The organism is Paenibacillus gorillae, from assembly GCF_000513275.1.
GTDB classification, from domain to species: Bacteria; Bacillota; Bacilli; order Paenibacillales; family Paenibacillaceae; genus Pristimantibacillus; species Pristimantibacillus gorillae.
The window spans coordinates 12835-32957 of record NZ_CBVJ010000120.1 but is presented as its reverse complement, the minus strand read 5'-3'; the positions used below and the strand labels follow the sequence as shown (position 1 = coordinate 32957).

Below are 20123 nucleotides of genomic sequence, written 5' to 3'. Positions count from 1 at the left end.
TTATTAGCAAGTTAACACTTTAACATACTAAAGCATTTGAGGGTGAATTCAAAATGTCGAAACCAAAGGTATTTGAAAAGCCGATTGGCGTTAAAGATTACCTCCCAAGCGCCGTGGCGAAGCTGCGCCAAATTGAGCGCGACGTATTGACCTGCATGTCGGGTTGGGGTTACGAGCAAATTATTACACCAACGATTGAATACTACGACACGGTTGGCGTAGCGAGCTCTACGTCGGATCAGAAGCTGTTCAAGCTTCTTAACAACCGCGGAACTACACTTGTGTTGCGCTCGGATATGACGGCGCCAATCGCTCGTGTCGTTTCCTCTTTGTTGAAGGAGCAGCCTTTTCCGCTCCGTTTATCGTATCACGCGAACATTTTCCGTTCCATTGAAGAGGAAGCGGGCCGGGAAGCGGAGTTCTTCCAGACCGGTGTTGAACTGGTTGGCGATGCTTCAGCTGAGGCAGATGCCGAGGTTGTTGCACTTGCTATTGCCTCTTTGAAGGCGGCGGGCGTGGAGCGGTTCAAAATCGCCATCGGTCATGTCGGCTTCCTGAACGGCTTGTTCGAGCAGACATTGTCTGGCCGTACCGATGCGCAAGAGCAATTGAAAGCTTGCCTGCTGGGCCGTGATTATGTCGGCTACCGCGATCAATTGCGCAAGCTGTCGTTGGCTGAGCCTGTGCAGCGCGAGCTGGAAAGCATCCTGCGTCTGCGCGGCGGTCAGGAAATTTGCGACCAGGCGCTGGAGCTTACGATTGACGAGACGGCGCAAGCGTCTATTCGCCATTTGTGCGAGATTTGGGATGTGTTGAAGGCCTATGGCGTATGTGAGCATGTATTGATCGATCTGACGATGATCGGCGACTTCTCTTATTACACAGGCATGACATTCGAAGGCTATGCGGCAGATCTGGGCTTCCCAGTCGTTAGCGGCGGCCGTTACGACAATTTGCTGGGCCAGTTCGGCCGTCCGACGCCGGCTACGGGGTTTGCGCTTAAGACAACGCGCATTCTGGAGCTGCTTGGCGATCAGGACGACACAGCGGCTTCAGCGCCGCGTGTGCTGATCGGGTACGATACAGAGGGACGTGCAGAGGCGCTTGCTGAAGCACAGCGTCTTCGCAGTGAAGGACAGTCTGTCGTGACAGAACGGATGAGTGCAGCGGAAGCTGGCAAAGCGTCAGAGGGCGCTTTTTCATATAAAGGAAATACATTTACAGAGCGGGCGTTCTATATCGCCGGCATCGAACGGACAGGAGGCAGCCGGGCGTGAGCGGAGCAGGTAAAGATATATTGAAGGTAGCGATGCCGAAGGGCCGGATCTACAAGCAGGCATCGAAGTTGTTTCGGGAAGCGGGATTGCCGATTCCGAGCGATTTTGACGATACGCGAAAGCTGATTATTGAGCTCCCGGAGGCGGGAATGGAGTTTATTATGGCGAAGCCGGTAGACGTTCCTACGTACGTGGAATATGGCGTGGCTGATATCGGGATTGTCGGCAAAGACGTTCTGATGGAAGAAAACAAGGATGTCTACGAGCTGCTGGATCTTGGCATTGCAAAATGCCGGATGTCGGTTATCGGGCTCCCGGACTGGAAACCGGTTATCAATCCTCGTGTAGCAACCAAATACCCGTCTGTCGCTTCGGCGTATTTCCGCGAGCGCGGCCAACAGGTTGAGGTCATCAAGCTTAACGGGTCCATCGAACTTGCACCGCTGATTGGGCTGGCAGATCGGATCGTTGATATGGTGGAAACGGGACAAACGCTGCGGGAAAACGGCTTGGTCGAGATGGAAGAAATATTCGGCATTACGAGCCGTCTCATTGCGAACCGCGTGAGCTACCGGATGAAGAACGATGCCATTCAAAGCCTCTGTGACCGGCTTCAAGTAACGATTGCTGCAAAGGTATAAGTAAGGGAAGTATCCGATCCACGATTGGATTTAAGTTAATCAGGATGCGGCTGGGCTCGGTTGAGCGAGGTTCCTTATGAGGGGCTTAATGAGGGTGCAGGCCGCTGCGATAGGGGGATCAGAAGCTATGCGTATTATGAAGCCGGAGCAATTTGGACTGCAGCGCGAGGTGGAGTATGGATCGCCAGCGCAAAATGAAGCGGTCCGCCGGATTGTTGAGGACGTCCGGACAGAAGGAGACGCGGCACTGCTGCGTTATACGGAGGAGCATGACCGCGTTCGTCTGGAGGCATCGTCGCTGCGCGTGACGCAGCAGGAGATCGAAGCGGCGTATGACAAGGTAGACGCGGATTTCCTTACGGCTATCCGCGAGGCAGCCGTGAACATTCGGGTTTTCCACGAGAAGCAGCTGCGCAACTCGTGGATGGATTTGCAGCCGGACGGGACGATGCTGGGGCAAATTCTCCGCCCGCTGAAGCGGGTAGGCGTATATGTGCCCGGAGGCAAAGCGGCGTATCCGTCGTCCGTGCTGATGAATGTCATTCCGGCACAGGTGGCTGGCGTGCCGGAGATTGTTATGGTGACGCCGCCGTCGACTGGCGGCAAGGAAGGAATCGACCCGTATATTCTCGTAGCCGCTGCTGAAGCGGGCGTCAAGGAGATGTACCGGGTCGGCGGCGCGCAAGCGATTGCCGCATTGGCATACGGCACGGCATCAATCGCTCCGGTCGATAAAATCTGCGGACCGGGCAATATTTACGTGGCGCTGGCGAAGCGCGCTGTATTCGGCGCTGTTGATATCGACAGCATCGCCGGGCCAAGCGAGATTGTCGTGCTTGCCGATGAAGCAGCGAACGCGTCGTACATTGCGGCCGATCTTCTGTCGCAGGCCGAGCATGACGAGATGGCGTCTGCGATTCTCGTGACGCCGTCAGAGTCATTGGCGCAAGCTGTTGCTGCTGAGGTGGAGCGCCAGCTCGCGACACTGCCGCGCGAGGCGATTGCGCGAGCATCGATTGACAGCTACGGCGCGATCTTGATCGTCGACTCGTTGGAAGCAGGGATCGATGTCGTGAACCGATTGGCTCCCGAGCATCTGGAAGTGCTGACGGCTGATCCGATGAGCCTGCTAGGCTTGATCGAGAATGCAGGTGCGATTTTCCTCGGACCATATAGTTCAGAGCCAGTAGGGGATTATTTTGCAGGACCCAATCACATCATCCCGACGAACGGCACGGCGCGCTTCTCGTCTCCAGTGAACGTGGACGACTTCTTGAAGAAATCGAGCCTGATCTATTACAGCAAGCAAGCGCTGCTTGCAAACGGCGGCAAAATTATGACGCTGGCGAGGCATGAAGGGCTTGAGGCGCATGCCCGGGCGATTGAGATTCGTTTGGAGCAAGAAGGCCAGTAACAGCGGGAAGAGGTCTGCTGCTTAAATCGGCAGCATTATATGCAGGATGCGTTTGGGCGGCTCTCTATAGGCATTACAGTGAGCAACCTCTGTAAGCGAGTGTTGAATTATAAACTGGAAAGAAGGATGAAATAATGACTGAGCTTAACAGCGGCGTTCAACGTAAGGCTGAGATTGTGCGCAAAACGAATGAAACGGATATTAAGCTAGCATTTGCAGTAGACGGTACAGGCGAAGTGAAACTGGAGACAGACGTTCCTTTTCTGAACCACATGCTGGATCTGTTTGCGAAGCACGGGCAATTCGATCTGCAAGTCGAAGCTCGCGGCGACATTGATATTGACGATCACCACACGGTTGAGGATATCGGAATTTGCCTTGGACAGACGCTGCGCGAAGCGCTTGGCGACAAACGCGGCATTAAGCGTTATGCAAGTGTATTTGTACCGATGGACGAAGCGCTGGCCCAAGTTATTGTTGATGTGAGCAACCGCCCGCATTTTGAAAACCGTGCGGAATATCCTTCGGCTCAAGTGGGCAGCTTCTCCACTGAACTGGTGCATGAATTCCTGTGGAAGCTGGCGCTTGAAGCCCGTATTACGCTTCACGTCATCGTACACTACGGCCACAACACGCACCATATGATCGAAGCGGTGTTTAAGGCGCTCGGCCGGGCAATCGACGAAGCAACAAGCATCGATCCACGCGTACAAGGAGTGCCTTCGACGAAAGGAGTACTGTAGCATGATCGCAATTATCGACTACGGCATGGGCAACCTGCACAGTGTGAGCAAAGCCGTAGAGAGACTTGGCTATGAGGCCGTCATTACAGCTGATCCTGCCGTTATCGCGGCGGCGGACGGTGCGATCCTCCCTGGCGTTGGCGCATTTGGCGACGCCATGGACAATTTGCGCGAGACGGGCATGGACGTGGTAACGAAAGCATATGCCGCATCCGGCAAGCCGCTGCTCGGCATCTGCCTTGGCATGCAGCTGCTCTTTAGCCAAAGCGAGGAGCATGGTATCAACGAAGGCTTGTCGTTGCTTCCGGGTAAGGTCATCCGCTTCCAGGGCGATTACAAGATCCCGCATATGGGCTGGAACAAGCTGAGCTTTGAACAAAGTGAAAGCCCGCTGTTCAAAGGACTGGAAGAAGGGCACGTCTACTTCGTCCACTCGTTCCATGCGAAGCCGGAGCAAGCCTCCGACCTGCTAGCGACTACCGACTACCATCAGCAAGTAACGGCAATCGTTGGCCGAGGCAACGTGTACGGCATGCAATTCCACCCGGAAAAAAGCGGCGAGCTGGGTATGCAGCTGCTCGGCAATTTCCTTGCCCTGGCCGGCGTTCCGGTGAAGAGCTAGCATTCATGCTCAGTTTTGCGGGTTATCGAAACTTATCTCGCATAGGAGCTGCCTTGCTCTAAAATTGCCCGATAACGAGCCGACATTGCAGGTTAGTAAAACTAACTACGCTTTTGTAGTAGCTGCTTTATTCTACAGGTGCTGGATAACGAACCAGCTTCGCAGATTAGTAAAACCAACTACGCTTTCGTAGTAGCTGCTTTACTCTAAGGCACGGTACAATGAACCAACTTCGCAAAATAACGAAACTAACTTCGCTACGGAGGCTGTCTCAAGCTTGAGGTTGGTCTCCAGCGAAGCAGCCTCGCAAATTAGCGAAGAGAAATTCGTTGTAGGAGCTAATGCGATGTAGTTACTATGGAGTAACGAAGCAAATTTCGCAGTTGGCGAACCTAGGTTCACGAAAAGCGAAATTCGCTTCGCTAATGGAACCATAGCCCGCCGAGCTTAGGCCAACAACGAATTTAGCTTCGCTAAAAAGCGAATCCAGTTCGTTGTGGAACGATCTGCGAGCCTTATGATTCCGTTCCGTCTCATGTGTTTCGCATTATTGAGCGGATCATAGTCACTATAAAGGAATCCTATTCCAGCAATTGTGCTAATGTGTGCGACTGAGGGTAAGCCGCCGATACAGCATGCAAGCTCTACACTACAATCAATCAACTTCATTTCATTTTCCACAACATACAAGGCAGCGCTATAAAGCGCTGACCGACCCAAAGAGAGGAGAGTGCAATATGCTGGCTAAACGTATTATTCCGTGTCTGGATGTGAAGGACGGCCGTGTAGTGAAGGGCGTGAATTTCGTCAACCTGCGTGACGCAGGAGATCCAGTAGAACTGGCGTCCACCTATGACCGTGAAGGAGCCGATGAGCTCGTATTCCTCGATATTTCCGCCTCAGTCGAAGGCCGTGCCACGATGATTGAAGTTGTGAAGCGGACAGCGGGCGAAATTACGATTCCGTTCACGGTTGGGGGCGGCATCTCCCATGTCGATGATATGAAGAGACTGCTGCGCGCAGGCGCGGACAAGATTGCGATCAATACAGCTGCCATTCTCAATCCGTCACTCGTTCGCGACGGTGCTCGCAAATTCGGCTCGCAATGTATCGTAGTCGCCATTGATGCAAAGTACAACGAAGCATGGGGCGAGTGGGAAGTGTTCACGCACGGCGGCCGGAAAGAGACCGGCATTAAAGTGCTGGAATGGGCGCGCGAGGCTGAAAAGCTGGGCGCAGGCGAAATTTTGCTCACCAGCATGGATGCGGACGGCACGAAGGACGGCTTCGATCTGAAGCTGACGCAGGCCATTTCGGATTCGGTGGGCATTCCGGTTATCGCTTCTGGTGGAGCGGGCAAGGTGGAGCATTTCGGCGACGTGTTCGAGCAGGCGCATGCCGATGCGGCGCTTGCAGCAACGATTTTCCACTATAAAGAAATGACAATCCGTGAGGTGAAAGACGACTTGCGGCAGAAAGGCGTGGAGGTTCGATGACCGACCAATTGAAACTGCAGGAGCTTGCGTCCTTGATTAAATGGAGCGAAGACGGCCTCGTGCCGGCCATCGTCCAAGATGCACAGAGCAAGGAAGTGCTCATGCTTGCGTATATGAACGCCGAGTCGCTGCGATTGTCTGCGGAGAACGGCGTGACCTGGTTCTGGAGCCGTTCGCGGAATGAGCTGTGGAACAAAGGTGCAACAAGCGGCCACACGCAGCGCATCTGCTCGATGTCGTACGACTGCGACGCCGATACGCTTCTCGTGAAGGTTGACCAAGTCGGGCCAGCATGTCACACTGGCAAATACAGCTGCTTTTTTAACGATATTGAGGTGCAGGGTGCAGACGTTTCCGGTCAACAGAGCGAAGAAGCTGACCGTTTTGCGATTCTCGGCAATCTCGAAGGCGTTATCGCACAACGCTATGCGGAACGTCCGGAGGGAGCTTACACGACGTATTTGTTCGAGAAGGGTCTCGATAAAATATTGAAAAAAGTAGGCGAGGAAGCAACGGAAGTTATCATCGCAGCGAAAAACGAGGACAATGACGAGCTTCGTTCCGAGGCGAGCGACCTGTTGTTCCACCTTCTCGTATTGCTGCGTGAACGCGGACTTCCGCTGGATGATGTAATGCGGGAATTGAACGGACGCCACGGCAAGCCGGCCTCCAACAATGCAATGAAACGTGAGCAGGCCGGCGGCTAATCACCGCTGCCAGCCATTAAGCCGATTGGCAGAAGCGCCGCTCCATACTGGAGCAGCTATGCTGACCGGCTTTTCCCCTGTCTCCCCGCATAAATCGGACAATACGCTCATTATATGAGCGTCCGGTGTTGAAAGATGTCGGTTTTGTCCGCTTGCTGGCGATAAAGAGTCGAAATTTGCCAATAGCTGATTTTTGAATTATCGTAAATACAATGTATAATGGTATAGTAAAGACGAAATGGCTGGCGTTCTTGTAGGGGAGACGCAGCATTTTATCAACGCGGCCGGCTTGCCGCGATGCCGAAGACAGCCGGCGCAAATCAGCTTTTGCAGAGGGTACCAGCCCATGCCAAAAGCATGACTTCATGTCAAATTTTATTAATTGGTTTTAAAACGCTCAGGAGGGTATCATGTTAAGCGACAAGTTGCGTATTTTCTCGGGTTCGTCTAATCCGGTTTTGGCTCAAAAGATCGCCGAGGATTTGGGATTGACACTCGGCGCTATCAAAATGTCCCGTTTCAAGAGCGGGGAAGTGTACGTTCACTATGAAGAAACGATTCGGAATTGTGACGTATTCCTTGTTCAATCTTTTTCTCATCCAATCAATGAGCATTTCGTAGAACTGCTTGTTATGATTGATGCGGCAAAACGGGCATCTGCCAAAACGATTAACATCATTATGCCGTACTACGGGTACGCCCGTCAGGAACGGAAAGCTGCGCCGCGTGAGCCGATTTCGGCCAAAATGGTGGCAGATGTGCTGACGACGGTCGGCGCGAACCGGGTCCTCACGATCGACCTGCATGCACCGGCTATTCAAGGCTTCTTCAATATTCCGGTAGATCATATGACGGCGCTGGACTTGCTCAGCGACTACCTGAAATCGAAGAACATCAAGAACCCGGTTGTCGTTTCTCCGGATGCGGGACGAGCTTCCACAGCTGAGAAGCTCGCCAACTACCTCGATACTTCGTTTGCCATTATGATTAAAAAACGTCCTGCGCATAACGAATCGTCCATTACGCACGTAATCGGCGACGTTAAAGGGCAGACGCCAATCATTATCGAAGACTTGATCGATACGGGCAACACGATCGTGAACGTAGTGGAAAGCTTGAAGGAACGCGGTGCGGAAGACGTGTATGTATGCGCAACTCATCCGTTATTTTCCGGCAATGCCATTGAGCGTTTGGATCATCCCAATATTAAAGAAGTCGTCGTAACCGACTCCATTCTGCTGCCGGATAGCCGTCCGGACCGCTTTACGGTACTCTCGGTTGCACCGTTGCTTGCAGAAGCAACAAGAATTATTATCGAAGGCGGTTCGATCAGTACCCTCTTCAAAAATGCCGGCGTATAACGCCGAATTGAATAGCAATTAACGGAAAATCGCGGGCGGTTATTATAACGTCCGCGATTTTCCCACATATTCTTTCGTGTTAGGATAGGCGTTGCTATGGTATAATCGTAGAAAATCAGAAGATCGGGAGGTGCCTTGCCGGTGAAGGAGAAGAAACGAGCTGCCTTGGAACAGCCAACGAAAATTATACCGATACAATGGGACGCGACGTTTTTTTTCGAGAGGGCGGTACGATCACTGGACCGTTACCACTATGACAAGGCACTCAAGTATTTCCGGAGAGCTGTGGAATACGAGCCGGACAATCCGGTTAACCATTGCAACATGGCTGGTATATTATCTGAAATGGGCAATTACGAGGAGTCCAATCGCATTCTGAATTGGATCGTCGATGAACTTGATCCGACAATGACGGAATGTCATTTTTATATGGCGAACAACTACGCCAATATGGAGCTTTACGAAGCGGCCGAAGGCGCGCTTGTGCATTATCTGGAAGAAGATATGGACGGCCAATTCTTGGACGAAGCCGAAGAAATGATGGATTTGCTCCACTTCGAGCTGGAGCGGCCCACCCGCCTTACGAGCATCAAATCCCGTGAAGGGATGGTCGAGCATGATCAGGCACGTATGCTGCTGGAAGAGGGCAAGTTCGCCGAGGCGGTGCGGATCTTAGAGCAGATTATCGAAGCGCAGCCTGATTTCCTTGCAGCACGCAATAATCTGGCGCTGGCTTTCTACTATATGGGCTTGTTCGACAAAGCGATGGAAACCATCCGTGAAGCCTTAGAGATCGAGCCAGGCAACTTGCATGCGTTGTGCAATCTGGCGATTTTCTATCAGCATAAAAGCGATACCGAGCAGTTGGCTCCGCTGGTGGAGATGCTGTGCAAGACCATGCCGTTCCATCAGGAGCATGTGTTTAAACTGGCTACAACAATGGGCATCTTAGGAGAACATGAGTCAGCTTACCGCCATTTCACTCGATTGCTGAAGGATACCTCGCTGCCTCAGGACCCGTGCTTGTATCACTATGCGGCGGTAGCGGCTTGCAATATCGGGCGTTATACGGAGGCAGAGCGCTTGTGGAAGCAAGCGGCGAAGCTGGACCCGGATTCGGGCATCCCCCGCTACTATATGGAGCAGCTGGAGCTGGTTAAGGGCGGCGAGCATAATGCTTCGATCAGCTATCATTACCATCTGCCATTCGAGGAACAGTTCAAGCTATGGGAAAATGCTTCCGAGGGCTTGCCTGATCATATGAAGCGGGATCCGCTCGTGCGCTCCTCGTTCTTCTGGGCGCTGCGCCACGGCGATCAGCATACAAAGCTTCAGGTCATTCAAGCGCTTGGCATGATTGCTGACAATGAAGTAAAGGATGTACTCCGTTCTTTCTTGCTGGAGAAGGACGAGGACGATTACTTGAAGCGGATTGCGATCTTCGTTCTTCGCACGATTGGCGTTCAAGAGCCGCTTCAAGCGGTGCTTGAGGGCAAAGCAACCGTCATCGAGCCGAACCGGGTGCCTTCCAGGCTGCCGGTATGGGAACAGAAGTGGCAGGACGTCGTGGAGACAGCACTCGTTCGCATGAATAAGCATTATGATCTCGTTCAGCAGCATGACCTGATGACGCTGTGGGTCGAGTTTTTGTCCCGGGTCTATCCTGACGTACCGAAGCTGACCAAGGTCGAAGGCTGGGCTGCTGCACTAGAGTACCTAACTGCTAAAATGCATCGCCGTACGATCTCTTATCACGAGGTATCGCAGCGTTACAACACTTCCATTGCAACAGTCAGCAAAAATCGTAAAGAAGATCGACGAGGTTTGCGGCATCAAGGAAAAAATTGAAGTCGCTCAGCTCCGTGTTCTCCATTGCGGACGTCCAATCGGCCAGCGATTCCGACACCGACTCTGACTTGCTGGTATAGCAAGCCAAGTCGTTATCTCTTCATTCTCTTTCACCCCCCTCAGTTCATGAGGTTGAATGACATTTTATTAGAACTTAGCGATGGTGAAGCGGAGCGGCCATATCGTCCTTGAGAAGCGACAGCGTTCGCTTTTGTCCACGAATGGTCCCCTTAGGGGACTTTGTTCAAACCATTCGGGGGCAATGGCGATCGGAAGGACGATATGGCGGCACAGCGGCAGTCATTGAGCATCCATATAAACGGAGGTAAACCCAACATGTACAAATCCATAATTATTGGTACAGGCCCCGCGGGCCTAACTGCAGCAATCTATCTGGCACGTGCTAACATGAATCCTCTTGTGATCGAAGGTCCTGAGCCAGGCGGCCAGTTGACGACGACAACAGAGGTCGAGAACTTCCCAGGCTTCCCAGAAGGCATTATGGGTCCTGATCTGATGGCGAACATGCGCAAGCAAGCGGAGCGCTTTGGCGCCGAGTTCATTACAGGCTGGGTGAACAGCGTGGATATGTCGGAGCGTCCTTTCAAGCTGCAGGTAGAAGGCAAAGGCGAATTCGTCAGCGAGACGCTCATCATCTCAACCGGCGCATCTGCGAAGTACCTTGGTATTCCGGGCGAGAAAGATAACGTAGGACGCGGCGTAAGCACATGCGCAACCTGTGACGGATTCTTTTTCCGCGGGAAAAAGATTATCGTCGTAGGCGGCGGCGACTCCGCAATGGAGGAAGCAAGCTTCCTGACGCGCTTTGCAACGAATGTAGAGCTGGTCAACCGTCGTGATGAGCTGAGAGCTTCCAAGATCATGCAGGATCGCGCCAAAGATAACGAAAAAATCAGCTGGAGCCTGAACCGTACGCCGCTTGAAGTTGTGGCTAACGGAATGGGTGTAACGGGTCTGAAGGTCCGTGATAACGAATCCGGTAAAGAAGAAGTTATTGAGACTGACGGGATTTTCATCGCAATCGGACATACGCCGAACACGAAATTTCTGGATGGACAAATCGATACGGACGATCATGGCTACATTAAAGTGAAGCCTGGCACCTCCGAGACGAACGTACCGGGCGTATTCGCTTGCGGCGACGTACAGGACAGCAAATATCGCCAAGCGATTACAGCTGCGGGCAGTGGCTGTATGGCAGCTCTGGACTGTGAACGGTATCTGGAAGGCCATATTACGCAAGACTGGAGCCAGTCTTTGTAATAGATCGGACCTGCAATTACGAGCCCTTTTCGCGGGAACTGCGATTCCTGCGGACAGGGCTCTTTATATGAAGGAGCCGCTGCATTATGCGCTGGAGGCTGGCAGCACGTTGTCTTGACCGAACAAGTGCGTTCGCTTATAGTTGGATACAGAGAAGATAACCTATTAATGAGGTGGACTAGTAATGTCTGAGAAGATTTACGTTGGTGTCGATGTAGGCGGAACCGCCATTAAAGTCGGAATTTGCAATCAGGAAGGCGAGTTGCTGCAAACGTACGAAGGGCCAACGGAAACAGCGAAAGGCACAGATGTGATCCTTCAAAATATTGCGCAATATGCTAAGAATATTGTGGAAGAATCGTCATATAACTGGGAGCAAGTGGAAGGCGTTGGCGTGGGAATTGCCGGCTTCCTCGATATTCCCCGGGGCTATGTAAAATTCGCTCCGAACCTGAAGATTCGCGACGTAAATTTGAAGGATTATTTGGAGGACACGCTTCAAGTTAAGGTGCTCGTGAATAACGATGCCAACGTAGCAGCGCTTGGTGAAGCATGGGCTGGAGCAGGCAAAGGCATTGACAACTGCGTATGCTATACGCTGGGAACTGGTGTAGGCGGCGGCATTATTATCGGCGGTAAAATCGTCGAGGGCTTTGCCGGCATGGCAGGAGAGCTTGGCCATATCGCAATCGTACCGGATCTGGAAGCGATTCAATGCGGCTGCGGCAAAATGGGCTGCCTGGAGACGGTATCTTCGGCAACCGGCATTATCCGTATGGCTAAGGATGCTGTGGAGCGTGGAGACCGTACGACATTGTCCCTCGTTGAAAATATTATGGCAAAAGACGTTATCGATGCTGCCAAAGCAGGCGATGAAGTGGCTGCACGTATCGTTAACCGCGCGGCGTACTATTTGGGCCGTTCGATGGCGGTTATGGCTGTTGTATTGAATCCGGAATGCTTCATTATCGGCGGCGGCGTATCCAAAGCCGGTGATTTCCTATTCGATCAAATCCGTGAAGTATTCGAGAAATATACGCAAAACGAAGCAAAAGACGGTGTGAAAATCGTAGCGGCAACGCTTGGCAACAACGCCGGCGTAGTAGGCGCGGCAGGACTTATTCTGCGCGCGTAGCAGCAGACGACCCCGTTGATTGCAGTAAGCGCAACGGGTCAAGAGGAGGAAGTTATGGAAGCGGGAGCGATGTCGAAGCTGGTTATTATTACAGGGATGTCGGGCGCGGGAAAGACCATAGCCGTACAAAGCCTGGAAGATCTCGGTTTCTTCTGTGTCGATAATTTGCCTCCGGTGCTCATTCCGAAGTTTGCGGAGCTGATTGAGCAGTCGAACGGAAAAATCGGAAAAGTCGCGCTTGTCATCGATTTGAGAGGCCGCGAGTTTTTTACCGCTTTATCGGAATCATTGCGTTTTATTAAAGATCATTACACGATCAGCTGCGAGATTCTTTTTCTCGATGCGAAGGATGAGGTACTCGTTCAGCGTTATAAGGAAAGCCGTCGCCGTCACCCGCTAAATCCGGAGGGTATGCCGCTGGAAGGCATTCGGATGGAACGCCGCATGCTGGAGGATTTGAAAGGCTCTGCCTCGCTGGTAATCGATACGAGCAGTATCAAGCCGGCTTTACTGAAAGAGCGGATTGTCTCCCGGTTCACAAATCTGGAGCAGAACAGTCTTCAAATCAATGTAACGTCCTTCGGCTTCAAATACGGCATTCCAATTGACGCCGATCTCATTTATGACGTTCGTTTTCTGCCGAACCCGCATTATATTGAGCATCTGCGTCCCAACACGGGGCAAACGCCTGAAGTTTACGAATATGTGATGAAATGGCCCGAGACGCAGGCTTTTCTGACAAAGCTGGTGGATATGCTTCAATTTCTTATTCCTTTATACCATAAGGAAGGCAAGAGCCAGGTTGTCATTGGGATTGGCTGTACCGGCGGCAAGCACCGTTCGGTAGCCATTGCTGAATATTTGGGAAGAGTGCTCGGCAGCAGCGATACGGAGCGTGTTCGTGTCAGCCATCGCGATGCCGACAGAGATAAGCATTGACGAGGTGATGGGATGCAGAGCAGGCATAAAATAATGAGGCGGCCAAAGATTGTCGTCATCGGCGGAGGAACCGGCCTGTCGGTTATGCTCCGCGGACTAAAGGAAAAGCCGCTCGACATTACGGCAATCGTAACAGTTGCCGATGACGGCGGCAGCTCCGGCATTCTGCGCAGCGAGCTGCAGATGCCGCCTCCCGGTGATATCCGCAACGTGCTCATGGCGCTTGCGGATGCGGAGCCGCTTCTAACCGAAGTGCTTCAGTACCGGTTCAACAACGGCACGGGATTAGCTGGACATAGTCTGGGCAATCTCATGCTAGCCGCAATGACAGATATTGCAGGCGACTTTGTTACTGGCATTCGCGAGCTGAGCAAGGTGCTTGCCGTCCGGGGCAGAGTGCTGCCCGCAGCGGATCAAGCTATTGTGCTAAAGGCAGAAATGACTGATGGCACGATCGTGGAAGGTGAATCTGCCATACCGAAGTCGGGCAAAGTCATTAAGCGCGTGTTCGTGGAACCGAGCGACGTAGAGCCGCTTGCGGAAGCGGTGGAAGCAATCGAGCAAGCCGATGCGATTCTGATCGGTCCGGGAAGCCTGTACACGAGTATTATTCCCAATTTGCTCGTGCCCAAGCTGGCGCAAGCGATTTGCGATTCCGAAGCGGTGAAGCTGTTTGTCTGCAATGTGATGACACAGCCGGGCGAAACGGACAATTACACGGTGAGCGATCATCTGGATGCGATCTACGCACATATTGGTCATCATCTTTTCGACTACGTAATCGTTAATGATGGCGAGATTCCGCCTCAGGTCGAAGACAAATATGCGGAGATGGGCGCGAAGGCCGTTCATTTGGATCTGGATGAAGTGACGAATAGAGGCTACGAGGTTATTGCCGACCGGCTTGTCCTGTTCCGGACATTCCTAAGGCATGATGCGGAGCGTTTGAGCCATCATATCTATAAGCTTGTGGAAAACTGGATGCTTAGAAAGAGGTGAAAAAACGATGTCATTTGCGGCGCAAACAAAAAAGGAACTAACGCTGATTGAAGCGGACACATGCTGCGAGCGAGCGGAGTTGTCGGCTCTCATCCGGATGAACGGTTCTGTCAGTGTATCCAGCCGCAAGGTCGTTCTGGACATCTCTACGGAAAATGCGGCTATCGCGCGGCGGATTTACTCGCTGCTGAAGAAGCATTATGAAGTGCATACTGAGCTTCTCGTTCGTAAAAAAATGAGACTCAAAAAAAATAACGTGTACATTGTCCGGATTCCGACAAGGGTACAAGAAATTTTGAGCGAGCTTCGGATCGTTTCCGAAGGATTCGTCTTCAATTTGGGCATTAATAAAGACATTATCCGTAAGCCATGCTGCAAACGTTCTTATTTGCGTGGAGCTTTCTTGGCTGGCGGGTCTGTGAACAATCCAGAGGGCTCGTCTTATCATCTGGAAATTTCTTCGATGTACGAGGAGCACTGCAATGCTCTTGTTGATCTGGCGAACAAGTTCGACCTGAATGCAAGATGCATCGAGCGCAAGAAAGGTTTTATTTTCTACATTAAAGAAGGCGAAAAAATTATCGAGCTGCTGAACATTATCGGCGCTCACCAGGCGTTGTTCAAGTTCGAGGACGTTCGCATTATGCGCGACATGCGCAACTCGGTCAACCGGATCGTGAACTGTGAAACCGCAAACCTGAACAAGACCATTGGCGCGGCGGTACGGCAGATCGATAATATTAAGCTGCTTCAGAAGGAAATTGGCCTTAGCAATCTCCCCGACAAGTTGAAGGAAGTGGCGGAGATCCGTCTCCAGCATCCTGATATGAATTTGAAAGAGGTCGGCGAGCTGCTCAAAGGCAATGTCAGCAAGTCCGGCGTCAACCATCGTTTACGAAAAATTGATGAGATGGCAGAAAAAATACGCAATGGGTGAACTTTTATCCTAGTGCATCCTTTGGTATAATGATATAATGATGTACAAAACGGCTTCATTACATGACATGTGAATGTTTTATTGATTATGATATAGGGGGTATGGTTTCCATGACAAGGCTTCCGGTTGTCGTTCGTCTTAAGACGGGACTACATGCTAGACCAGCAGCACTTTTCGTTCAAGAAGCGAACAAATTTTCCTCAGAAGTATTTGTTGAGAAAGACGACAAAAAAGTGAATGCCAAATCGATTATGGGAATTATGAGCTTGGCGATTAGTTCCGGTACTGAAGTATTCATTAGCGCGGAAGGTTCCGATGCCGAGCAGGCTGTAAACGCTTTAGTCGCACTCGTCAGCAAAGAAGAGCTCGAGAACCAATAATCGCTTGTTTTTCACGATCTCACAGAGAATTTAAAGGGGCTGTCGCTGAAGTCTGTAAAGACTAAGGCAGTCTTTTTTTATTGTCGCGAAAAATGACCGGAATTGACGGCCTGAGCTGGCCGAGACTCGATATATATGTGGAAAAAAGGCGGCGCCCAGTTGATGGGCGCCGCCTTTTTTGGCGTACATTGCAAGATTATTGCACTTTCTCGATGACTTTGTCGACGAGTCCATATGCTGTTGCTTCTTCCGCGCTCATGAAGTAGTCGCGGTCGGTGTCGCGCTCGATGCGCTCAAGCGGCTGGCCGGAACGATCAGCCAGAATGCCGTTGAGCTTATCGCGCATTTTCAGAATGCGGCGGGCGCGGATTTCAATATCGCTCGCTTGGCCTTCTGCGCCGCCAAGCGGCTGGTGAATCATAACTTCGCTGTTCGGCAGCGCATAGCGTTTGCCTTTCGCCCCTGCCGTCAGCAGGAAAGCGCCCATCGAAGCGGCCATGCCGACGCAGATCGTCGACACATCCGGTTTAATGTATTGCATCGTATCGTAGATAGCCATACCCGCCGTAATGGAACCGCCAGGGCTGTTAATGTAAATGGAAATGTCTTTCTCGGGATCGTCAGCCGCCAGGAACAGCAATTGCGCGATAATCGAGTTGGCCACGACATCATTAACGCCAGTGCCGAGGAAGATGATGCGATCCTTCAGAAGCCGCGAATAAATGTCATAAGCGCGTTCTCCGCGATTGTTTTGCTCAATAACCATAGGAACGAAATTCATGTCCAACGTAAGTCCCTCCTCGAAAATTACAAAGATGATGATGCTGTATTCCCATAATAGCGGATTGCATTTCAAAAGTCAAAGATAGTCAAACCATTGTTTTTGGCCGCTGATTTCGCGCGGTTTTATGGTCTTTAAGTGTAGATTAAACCGGCTGATTTATCGTTGAAACAGAAGAGTGCTCTAGCAGTAGTGATTGTCGTCTTGTTAGTGTGGCCGAGTAACGGGCGTTATGGCAGACAGTGGTGTAAACACCACCATCGCAGACCTTAGACCAGGAATGGCCGGGTCAGAATAAGCTATCGATCACATGCTGCACCAAATGTTCAGTTAAGTGAGTAGCTTGAGTAACCTATGGTTGTTATGATGCGAATCGGAGTGCGTAACACGATAATTCAATTAGGTGACGTTAAACTGTCTCCGATAAGTGTAACCCTCATTCGCAAAATCAAAATGCAAAAGTGCAGGTTGAAGAGCCTGATTTCCTCTAAAATGGCGTTCAAAATGCAAAAGTGCATTTGAATCGAGGCGAAATCGCCGAAGTGGAGCTAAATCGGGCAAACAAGATGTACCTTTACATTTTGATGGCTGAAATGGACGAAATGATGGGTATCAACATGTATTTTTGCATTTTGATATGCAGCTACTCTTCAAATACATAGTTACGACGAGTGAATTAGAGGGTAAGGATTAATAAAGAGATAAGGAGAAATACAAGGCGAAGGTACCGTAGCTGTTATGGAGATGCGCAAACTTGAGGTAGAGTGAAAATGGGCGAAGTATGGAGGAGCGTAGTGACAATTGCGGCACCGAGTGGGGTGGATGCTGGAACGGTAAAGGAATGAGGAGATGGAGAACAGTTTAGGTTGGTTAGAGAAGATGGGATAGGCTGTGGAATGTCAGAAATAAACGCGAAAAAAACCGCCCCAGAAGGGCGGTTAACATTCAAAAGTAGTATGGCGCGCCCGCTAGGAATCGAACCTAGATCTCAGGCTCCGGAGGCCTACGTCATATCCATTGGACCACGGGCGCACATATAAATGGAACAGCAAAAATTATTATATGATATTCTGAGCGGGAAATCAAGGCCTTTGAGAAAAATAAATTTGTGAAAATGGTGGCGGTAACCGTTTTCACGTTCAAATGTTCGCTTGCTAACGTCTGAACTTTTAGCTAAAATAAAGGTGGGACTTAAAATGAGCATGCGGGACATATTGAGTCCAACGTCCTATATTAACGAAATGCTCATCACCGTTCCAAAACGCAGTGAGCCGATGGAGTGAATAATAGAGGATGCGCCAGATTATTGAACTGCAGCAGCAGCTTCTCCCGGATTTACTCGAAGTGATGCGGAAGCGGTACTCTATCTTGAATCAGGTTCAGTTATCTGATCTGATTGGCAGGCGGACCTTGGCTTCGTCATTATCGATGACGGAACGGGTGCTGCGTGCGGAGACCGATTTTCTGAAATCGCAAGGCTTGCTAGAGATTCACCCAACGGGAATGAGGATAAGTGAGGCGGGCCGAGAACTCTTAGAGCAATTGGAGCCCTTCTACACGACGATGTTCGGCTTATCCGAACTGGAAGAAAAGATTCAGACCGCTTTCGGTTTGCCGCAGGTCATTGTAGTGGCTGGGGACTCGGAACAGTCCGCGCAAACGAAACGGGAGCTTGGGCGAGCGGCATGCCAAGTGCTTCGCAAGGTTATGGAGCCCGGAGATGTAGTGGCCGTAACTGGCGGAACTACGATTGAGCAGGTAGCCAATCAATTGACGACTTCGGCCCCGCTGAAGACGAATTGGTTCGTACCGGCAAGAGGCGGCCTCGGCGAAAGTCTCGATTACCAAGCAAACACAATCGCCTCGACAATGGCAAAGCGCACCGGAGCGAATTACCGGCTGCTGCATGTACCGGATCATTTGGGTGAAGAGGCATACGCCTCGATTATGCAAGAGCCCAACATTCGCGAAATTGTCGATGTCATACGCAGCTCACGAATCGTTGTTCATGGCATCGGGGATGCCAAAGTAATGGCCCGCAGACGAAGGCTGAAGCCGGAGCTGCTGGATGCGATTACGAGAGACGGCGGGCTGGCAGAAGCGTTCGGGTACTATTTTGACCGCGAGGGACGGGTTGTGCATCAAATGCAGACGGTAGGATTACGTTTGGATGATATTGTGAAGACTGAGGTTGTTATCGGTGTCGCCGGCGGCAAAAGCAAAGGTGAAGCGATCGCAGCGGTAATGAGGTTCGGTCACAACGACGTGTTAGTCGTAGACGAAGCGGCAGCGCTGGAAATCGTATCGATTATCGAGCAAGAGCAGTCCCATTAGATTTGTGTCTTAACGGTTTGTGGCGGTCACCTGGGATAGCTGCAGAACGTTTTGAAAATACATTAGCCCTTAAAAAACATTTAGGAGGAATTAACAATGGTTAAAGTTGGTATTAACGGATTTGGCCGTATCGGTCGTAACGTATTTCGCGCGTCCCTGAGCAACCCTGAAGTAGAAGTGGTAGCGGTAAACGATCTGACTGACACGAAAACACTGGCTCACCTGCTGAAATATGACACAACGCATGGCGTGCTTGACGCAACGGTAGAAGCTAAAGAAGGCGCGATTCTAGTTAACGGCCGCGAAATCAAAGTTTTCGCTGAACGTAACCCTGAGAACCTTCCTTGGGCTTCCGTAGGCGCGGAAATCGTTGTTGAATCCACAGGTATCTTCACAGCTAAAGAAAAAGCTGAGCTTCACTTGAAAGGCGGCGCGAAGAAAGTTATTATCTCCGCTCCTGCTACTAACGAAGACATCACAGTTGTAATCGGCGTTAACGAAGACCAATACGATCCAGCTGCTCACACAGTTATCTCGAACGCTTCTTGTACGACTAACTGCCTGGCGCCATTCGCTAAAGTATTGAATGACAAATTCGGCATCGTTAAAGGCATGATGACGACTATTCACTCGTACACGAATGACCAAGCGGTACTGGACGTTCCTCATAAAGACCTGCGCCGCGCTCGTGCTGCTGCAGAAAACATTATTCCTTCCTCGACTGGCGCAGCAAAAGCAGTATCGCTGGTTCTGCCAGAACTGAAAGGCAAATTGAACGGTATGGCTATGCGTGTTCCTACGCCTAACGTATCCGTAACAGACTTGGTTGCTGAACTGAAAGTTGACGTTACAGTTGAAGAAGTTAACGCAGCATTCAAAGAAGCTTCCGAAACTTCGCTTAAAGGCATCTTGAACTACAACGAATTGCCGCTCGTATCGAGCGACTACAATGGCGACCCAGCTTCTTCCACAATCGACGCTCTGTCGACTATGGTTGTTGAAGGCAACATGGTTAAAGTCATTTCTTGGTATGACAACGAGTGGGGCTACTCGAACCGCGTAGTTGACCTCGCTGCTTACATCGCAAGCAAAGGTCTGTAAGACTAAGGGAGCTTGTTCCCCTAATTGCAAGGAACGCTTGCATCCCGGATCATTCATGATCCGGGATGCGCTTAGTCTGCAGCGCTCCCGGTAACGCTTGGGGCGAAGCAAACGGCGTTCCTTC

General features: G+C 51.2%; 17 protein-coding genes, 1 tRNA gene and 1 pseudogene. 17 read left to right on the top strand and 2 right to left on the bottom strand.

Annotated features, from left to right (window positions below):
* Positions 1-53 precede the first annotated feature (53 nt).
* The 15 genes and pseudogenes from TY10_RS23050 (at position 54) to TY10_RS22980 (ending at position 15783) form a co-directional block, all read left to right on the top strand.
* Positions 54-1277, top strand: coding sequence for an ATP phosphoribosyltransferase regulatory subunit (locus tag TY10_RS23050; protein WP_042168845.1), 1224 nt, complete (start codon positions 54-56; stop codon positions 1275-1277).
* Positions 1278-1309: 32 nt separating this feature from the next.
* A complete protein-coding gene (hisG, locus tag TY10_RS23045) occupies positions 1310-1918 on the top strand; it encodes an ATP phosphoribosyltransferase (RefSeq protein WP_042168862.1) in 609 nt (202 codons plus the stop codon).
* A gap of 127 nt (positions 1919-2045) precedes the next feature.
* Entirely contained in the window at positions 2046-3332 is a 1287-nt protein-coding gene (gene hisD, locus TY10_RS23040) for a histidinol dehydrogenase (RefSeq protein ID WP_042168843.1), read from the top strand.
* A gap of 134 nt (positions 3333-3466) precedes the next feature.
* A complete protein-coding gene (gene hisB / locus TY10_RS23035; protein WP_042168841.1) occupies positions 3467-4075 on the top strand; it encodes an imidazoleglycerol-phosphate dehydratase HisB in 609 nt (202 codons plus the stop codon).
* 1 nt (position 4076) lies between these two features.
* The gene (hisH, locus tag TY10_RS23030; protein WP_042168840.1) at positions 4077-4697 is read left to right on the top strand and encodes an imidazole glycerol phosphate synthase subunit HisH; all 621 of its coding nucleotides are present in this window, start codon (positions 4077-4079) and stop codon (positions 4695-4697) included.
* A 737-nt stretch (positions 4698-5434) separates the two neighbouring features.
* Positions 5435-6193, top strand: coding sequence for an imidazole glycerol phosphate synthase subunit HisF (gene hisF / locus TY10_RS23025; protein WP_042168838.1), 759 nt, complete (start codon positions 5435-5437; stop codon positions 6191-6193).
* Positions 6190-6900: a bifunctional phosphoribosyl-AMP cyclohydrolase/phosphoribosyl-ATP diphosphatase HisIE gene (gene hisIE / locus TY10_RS23020; protein WP_042168836.1), complete on the top strand. Its 711-nt coding sequence runs from the start codon at positions 6190-6192 to the stop codon at positions 6898-6900. The genes hisF and hisIE overlap by 4 nt, the downstream gene beginning before the upstream one ends.
* Before the next feature lie 410 nt (positions 6901-7310).
* Complete coding sequence (locus TY10_RS23015; RefSeq protein ID WP_042168833.1) at positions 7311-8261, top strand: ribose-phosphate diphosphokinase; 951 nt, start codon at positions 7311-7313, stop codon at positions 8259-8261.
* Between the two features lie 141 nt (positions 8262-8402).
* A pseudogene (locus TY10_RS23010) lies at positions 8403-10176 on the top strand (tetratricopeptide repeat protein).
* Between the two features lie 269 nt (positions 10177-10445).
* Positions 10446-11393 carry a thioredoxin-disulfide reductase gene (gene trxB, locus TY10_RS23005; RefSeq protein ID WP_042168830.1) on the top strand — a complete coding sequence of 316 codons (948 nt, stop codon included), beginning with the start codon at positions 10446-10448 and terminating at the stop codon, positions 11391-11393.
* Positions 11394-11577: 184 nt separating this feature from the next.
* Positions 11578-12528 carry an ROK family glucokinase gene (locus tag TY10_RS23000; protein ID WP_042168827.1) on the top strand — a complete coding sequence of 317 codons (951 nt, stop codon included), beginning with the start codon at positions 11578-11580 and terminating at the stop codon, positions 12526-12528.
* Between the two features lie 54 nt (positions 12529-12582).
* Positions 12583-13467, top strand: coding sequence for an RNase adapter RapZ (gene rapZ, locus TY10_RS22995; protein ID WP_042168824.1), 885 nt, complete (start codon positions 12583-12585; stop codon positions 13465-13467).
* 33 nt (positions 13468-13500) lie between these two features.
* Positions 13501-14466: a gluconeogenesis factor YvcK family protein gene (locus tag TY10_RS22990; RefSeq protein WP_272945321.1), complete on the top strand. Its 966-nt coding sequence runs from the start codon at positions 13501-13503 to the stop codon at positions 14464-14466.
* Positions 14467-14473: 7 nt separating this feature from the next.
* Positions 14474-15403 carry a DNA-binding protein WhiA gene (whiA, locus tag TY10_RS22985; protein WP_042168820.1) on the top strand — a complete coding sequence of 310 codons (930 nt, stop codon included), beginning with the start codon at positions 14474-14476 and terminating at the stop codon, positions 15401-15403.
* 110 nt (positions 15404-15513) lie between these two features.
* The gene (locus TY10_RS22980) at positions 15514-15783 is read left to right on the top strand and encodes an HPr family phosphocarrier protein (protein ID WP_042168817.1); all 270 of its coding nucleotides are present in this window, start codon (positions 15514-15516) and stop codon (positions 15781-15783) included.
* Positions 15784-15979: 196 nt separating this feature from the next.
* On the opposite strand, the gene clpP is transcribed toward TY10_RS22980, so the two are convergent.
* Complete coding sequence (gene clpP, locus TY10_RS22975; protein WP_202903225.1) at positions 15980-16564, bottom strand: ATP-dependent Clp endopeptidase proteolytic subunit ClpP; 585 nt, start codon at positions 16562-16564, stop codon at positions 15980-15982.
* A gap of 957 nt (positions 16565-17521) precedes the next feature.
* A tRNA-Arg gene (locus TY10_RS22970) sits at positions 17522-17596 on the bottom strand.
* A 261-nt stretch (positions 17597-17857) separates the two neighbouring features.
* Between TY10_RS22970 and TY10_RS22965 the strand changes: the two genes are divergently transcribed.
* Together TY10_RS22965 and gap are read left to right on the top strand one after the other, a co-directional pair.
* Complete coding sequence (locus TY10_RS22965) at positions 17858-18898, top strand: sugar-binding transcriptional regulator (RefSeq protein ID WP_042168814.1); 1041 nt, start codon at positions 17858-17860, stop codon at positions 18896-18898.
* 96 nt (positions 18899-18994) lie between these two features.
* Positions 18995-19999, top strand: coding sequence for a type I glyceraldehyde-3-phosphate dehydrogenase (gene gap / locus TY10_RS22960; RefSeq protein WP_042168811.1), 1005 nt, complete (start codon positions 18995-18997; stop codon positions 19997-19999).
* Positions 20000-20123: the final 124 nt, after the last annotated feature.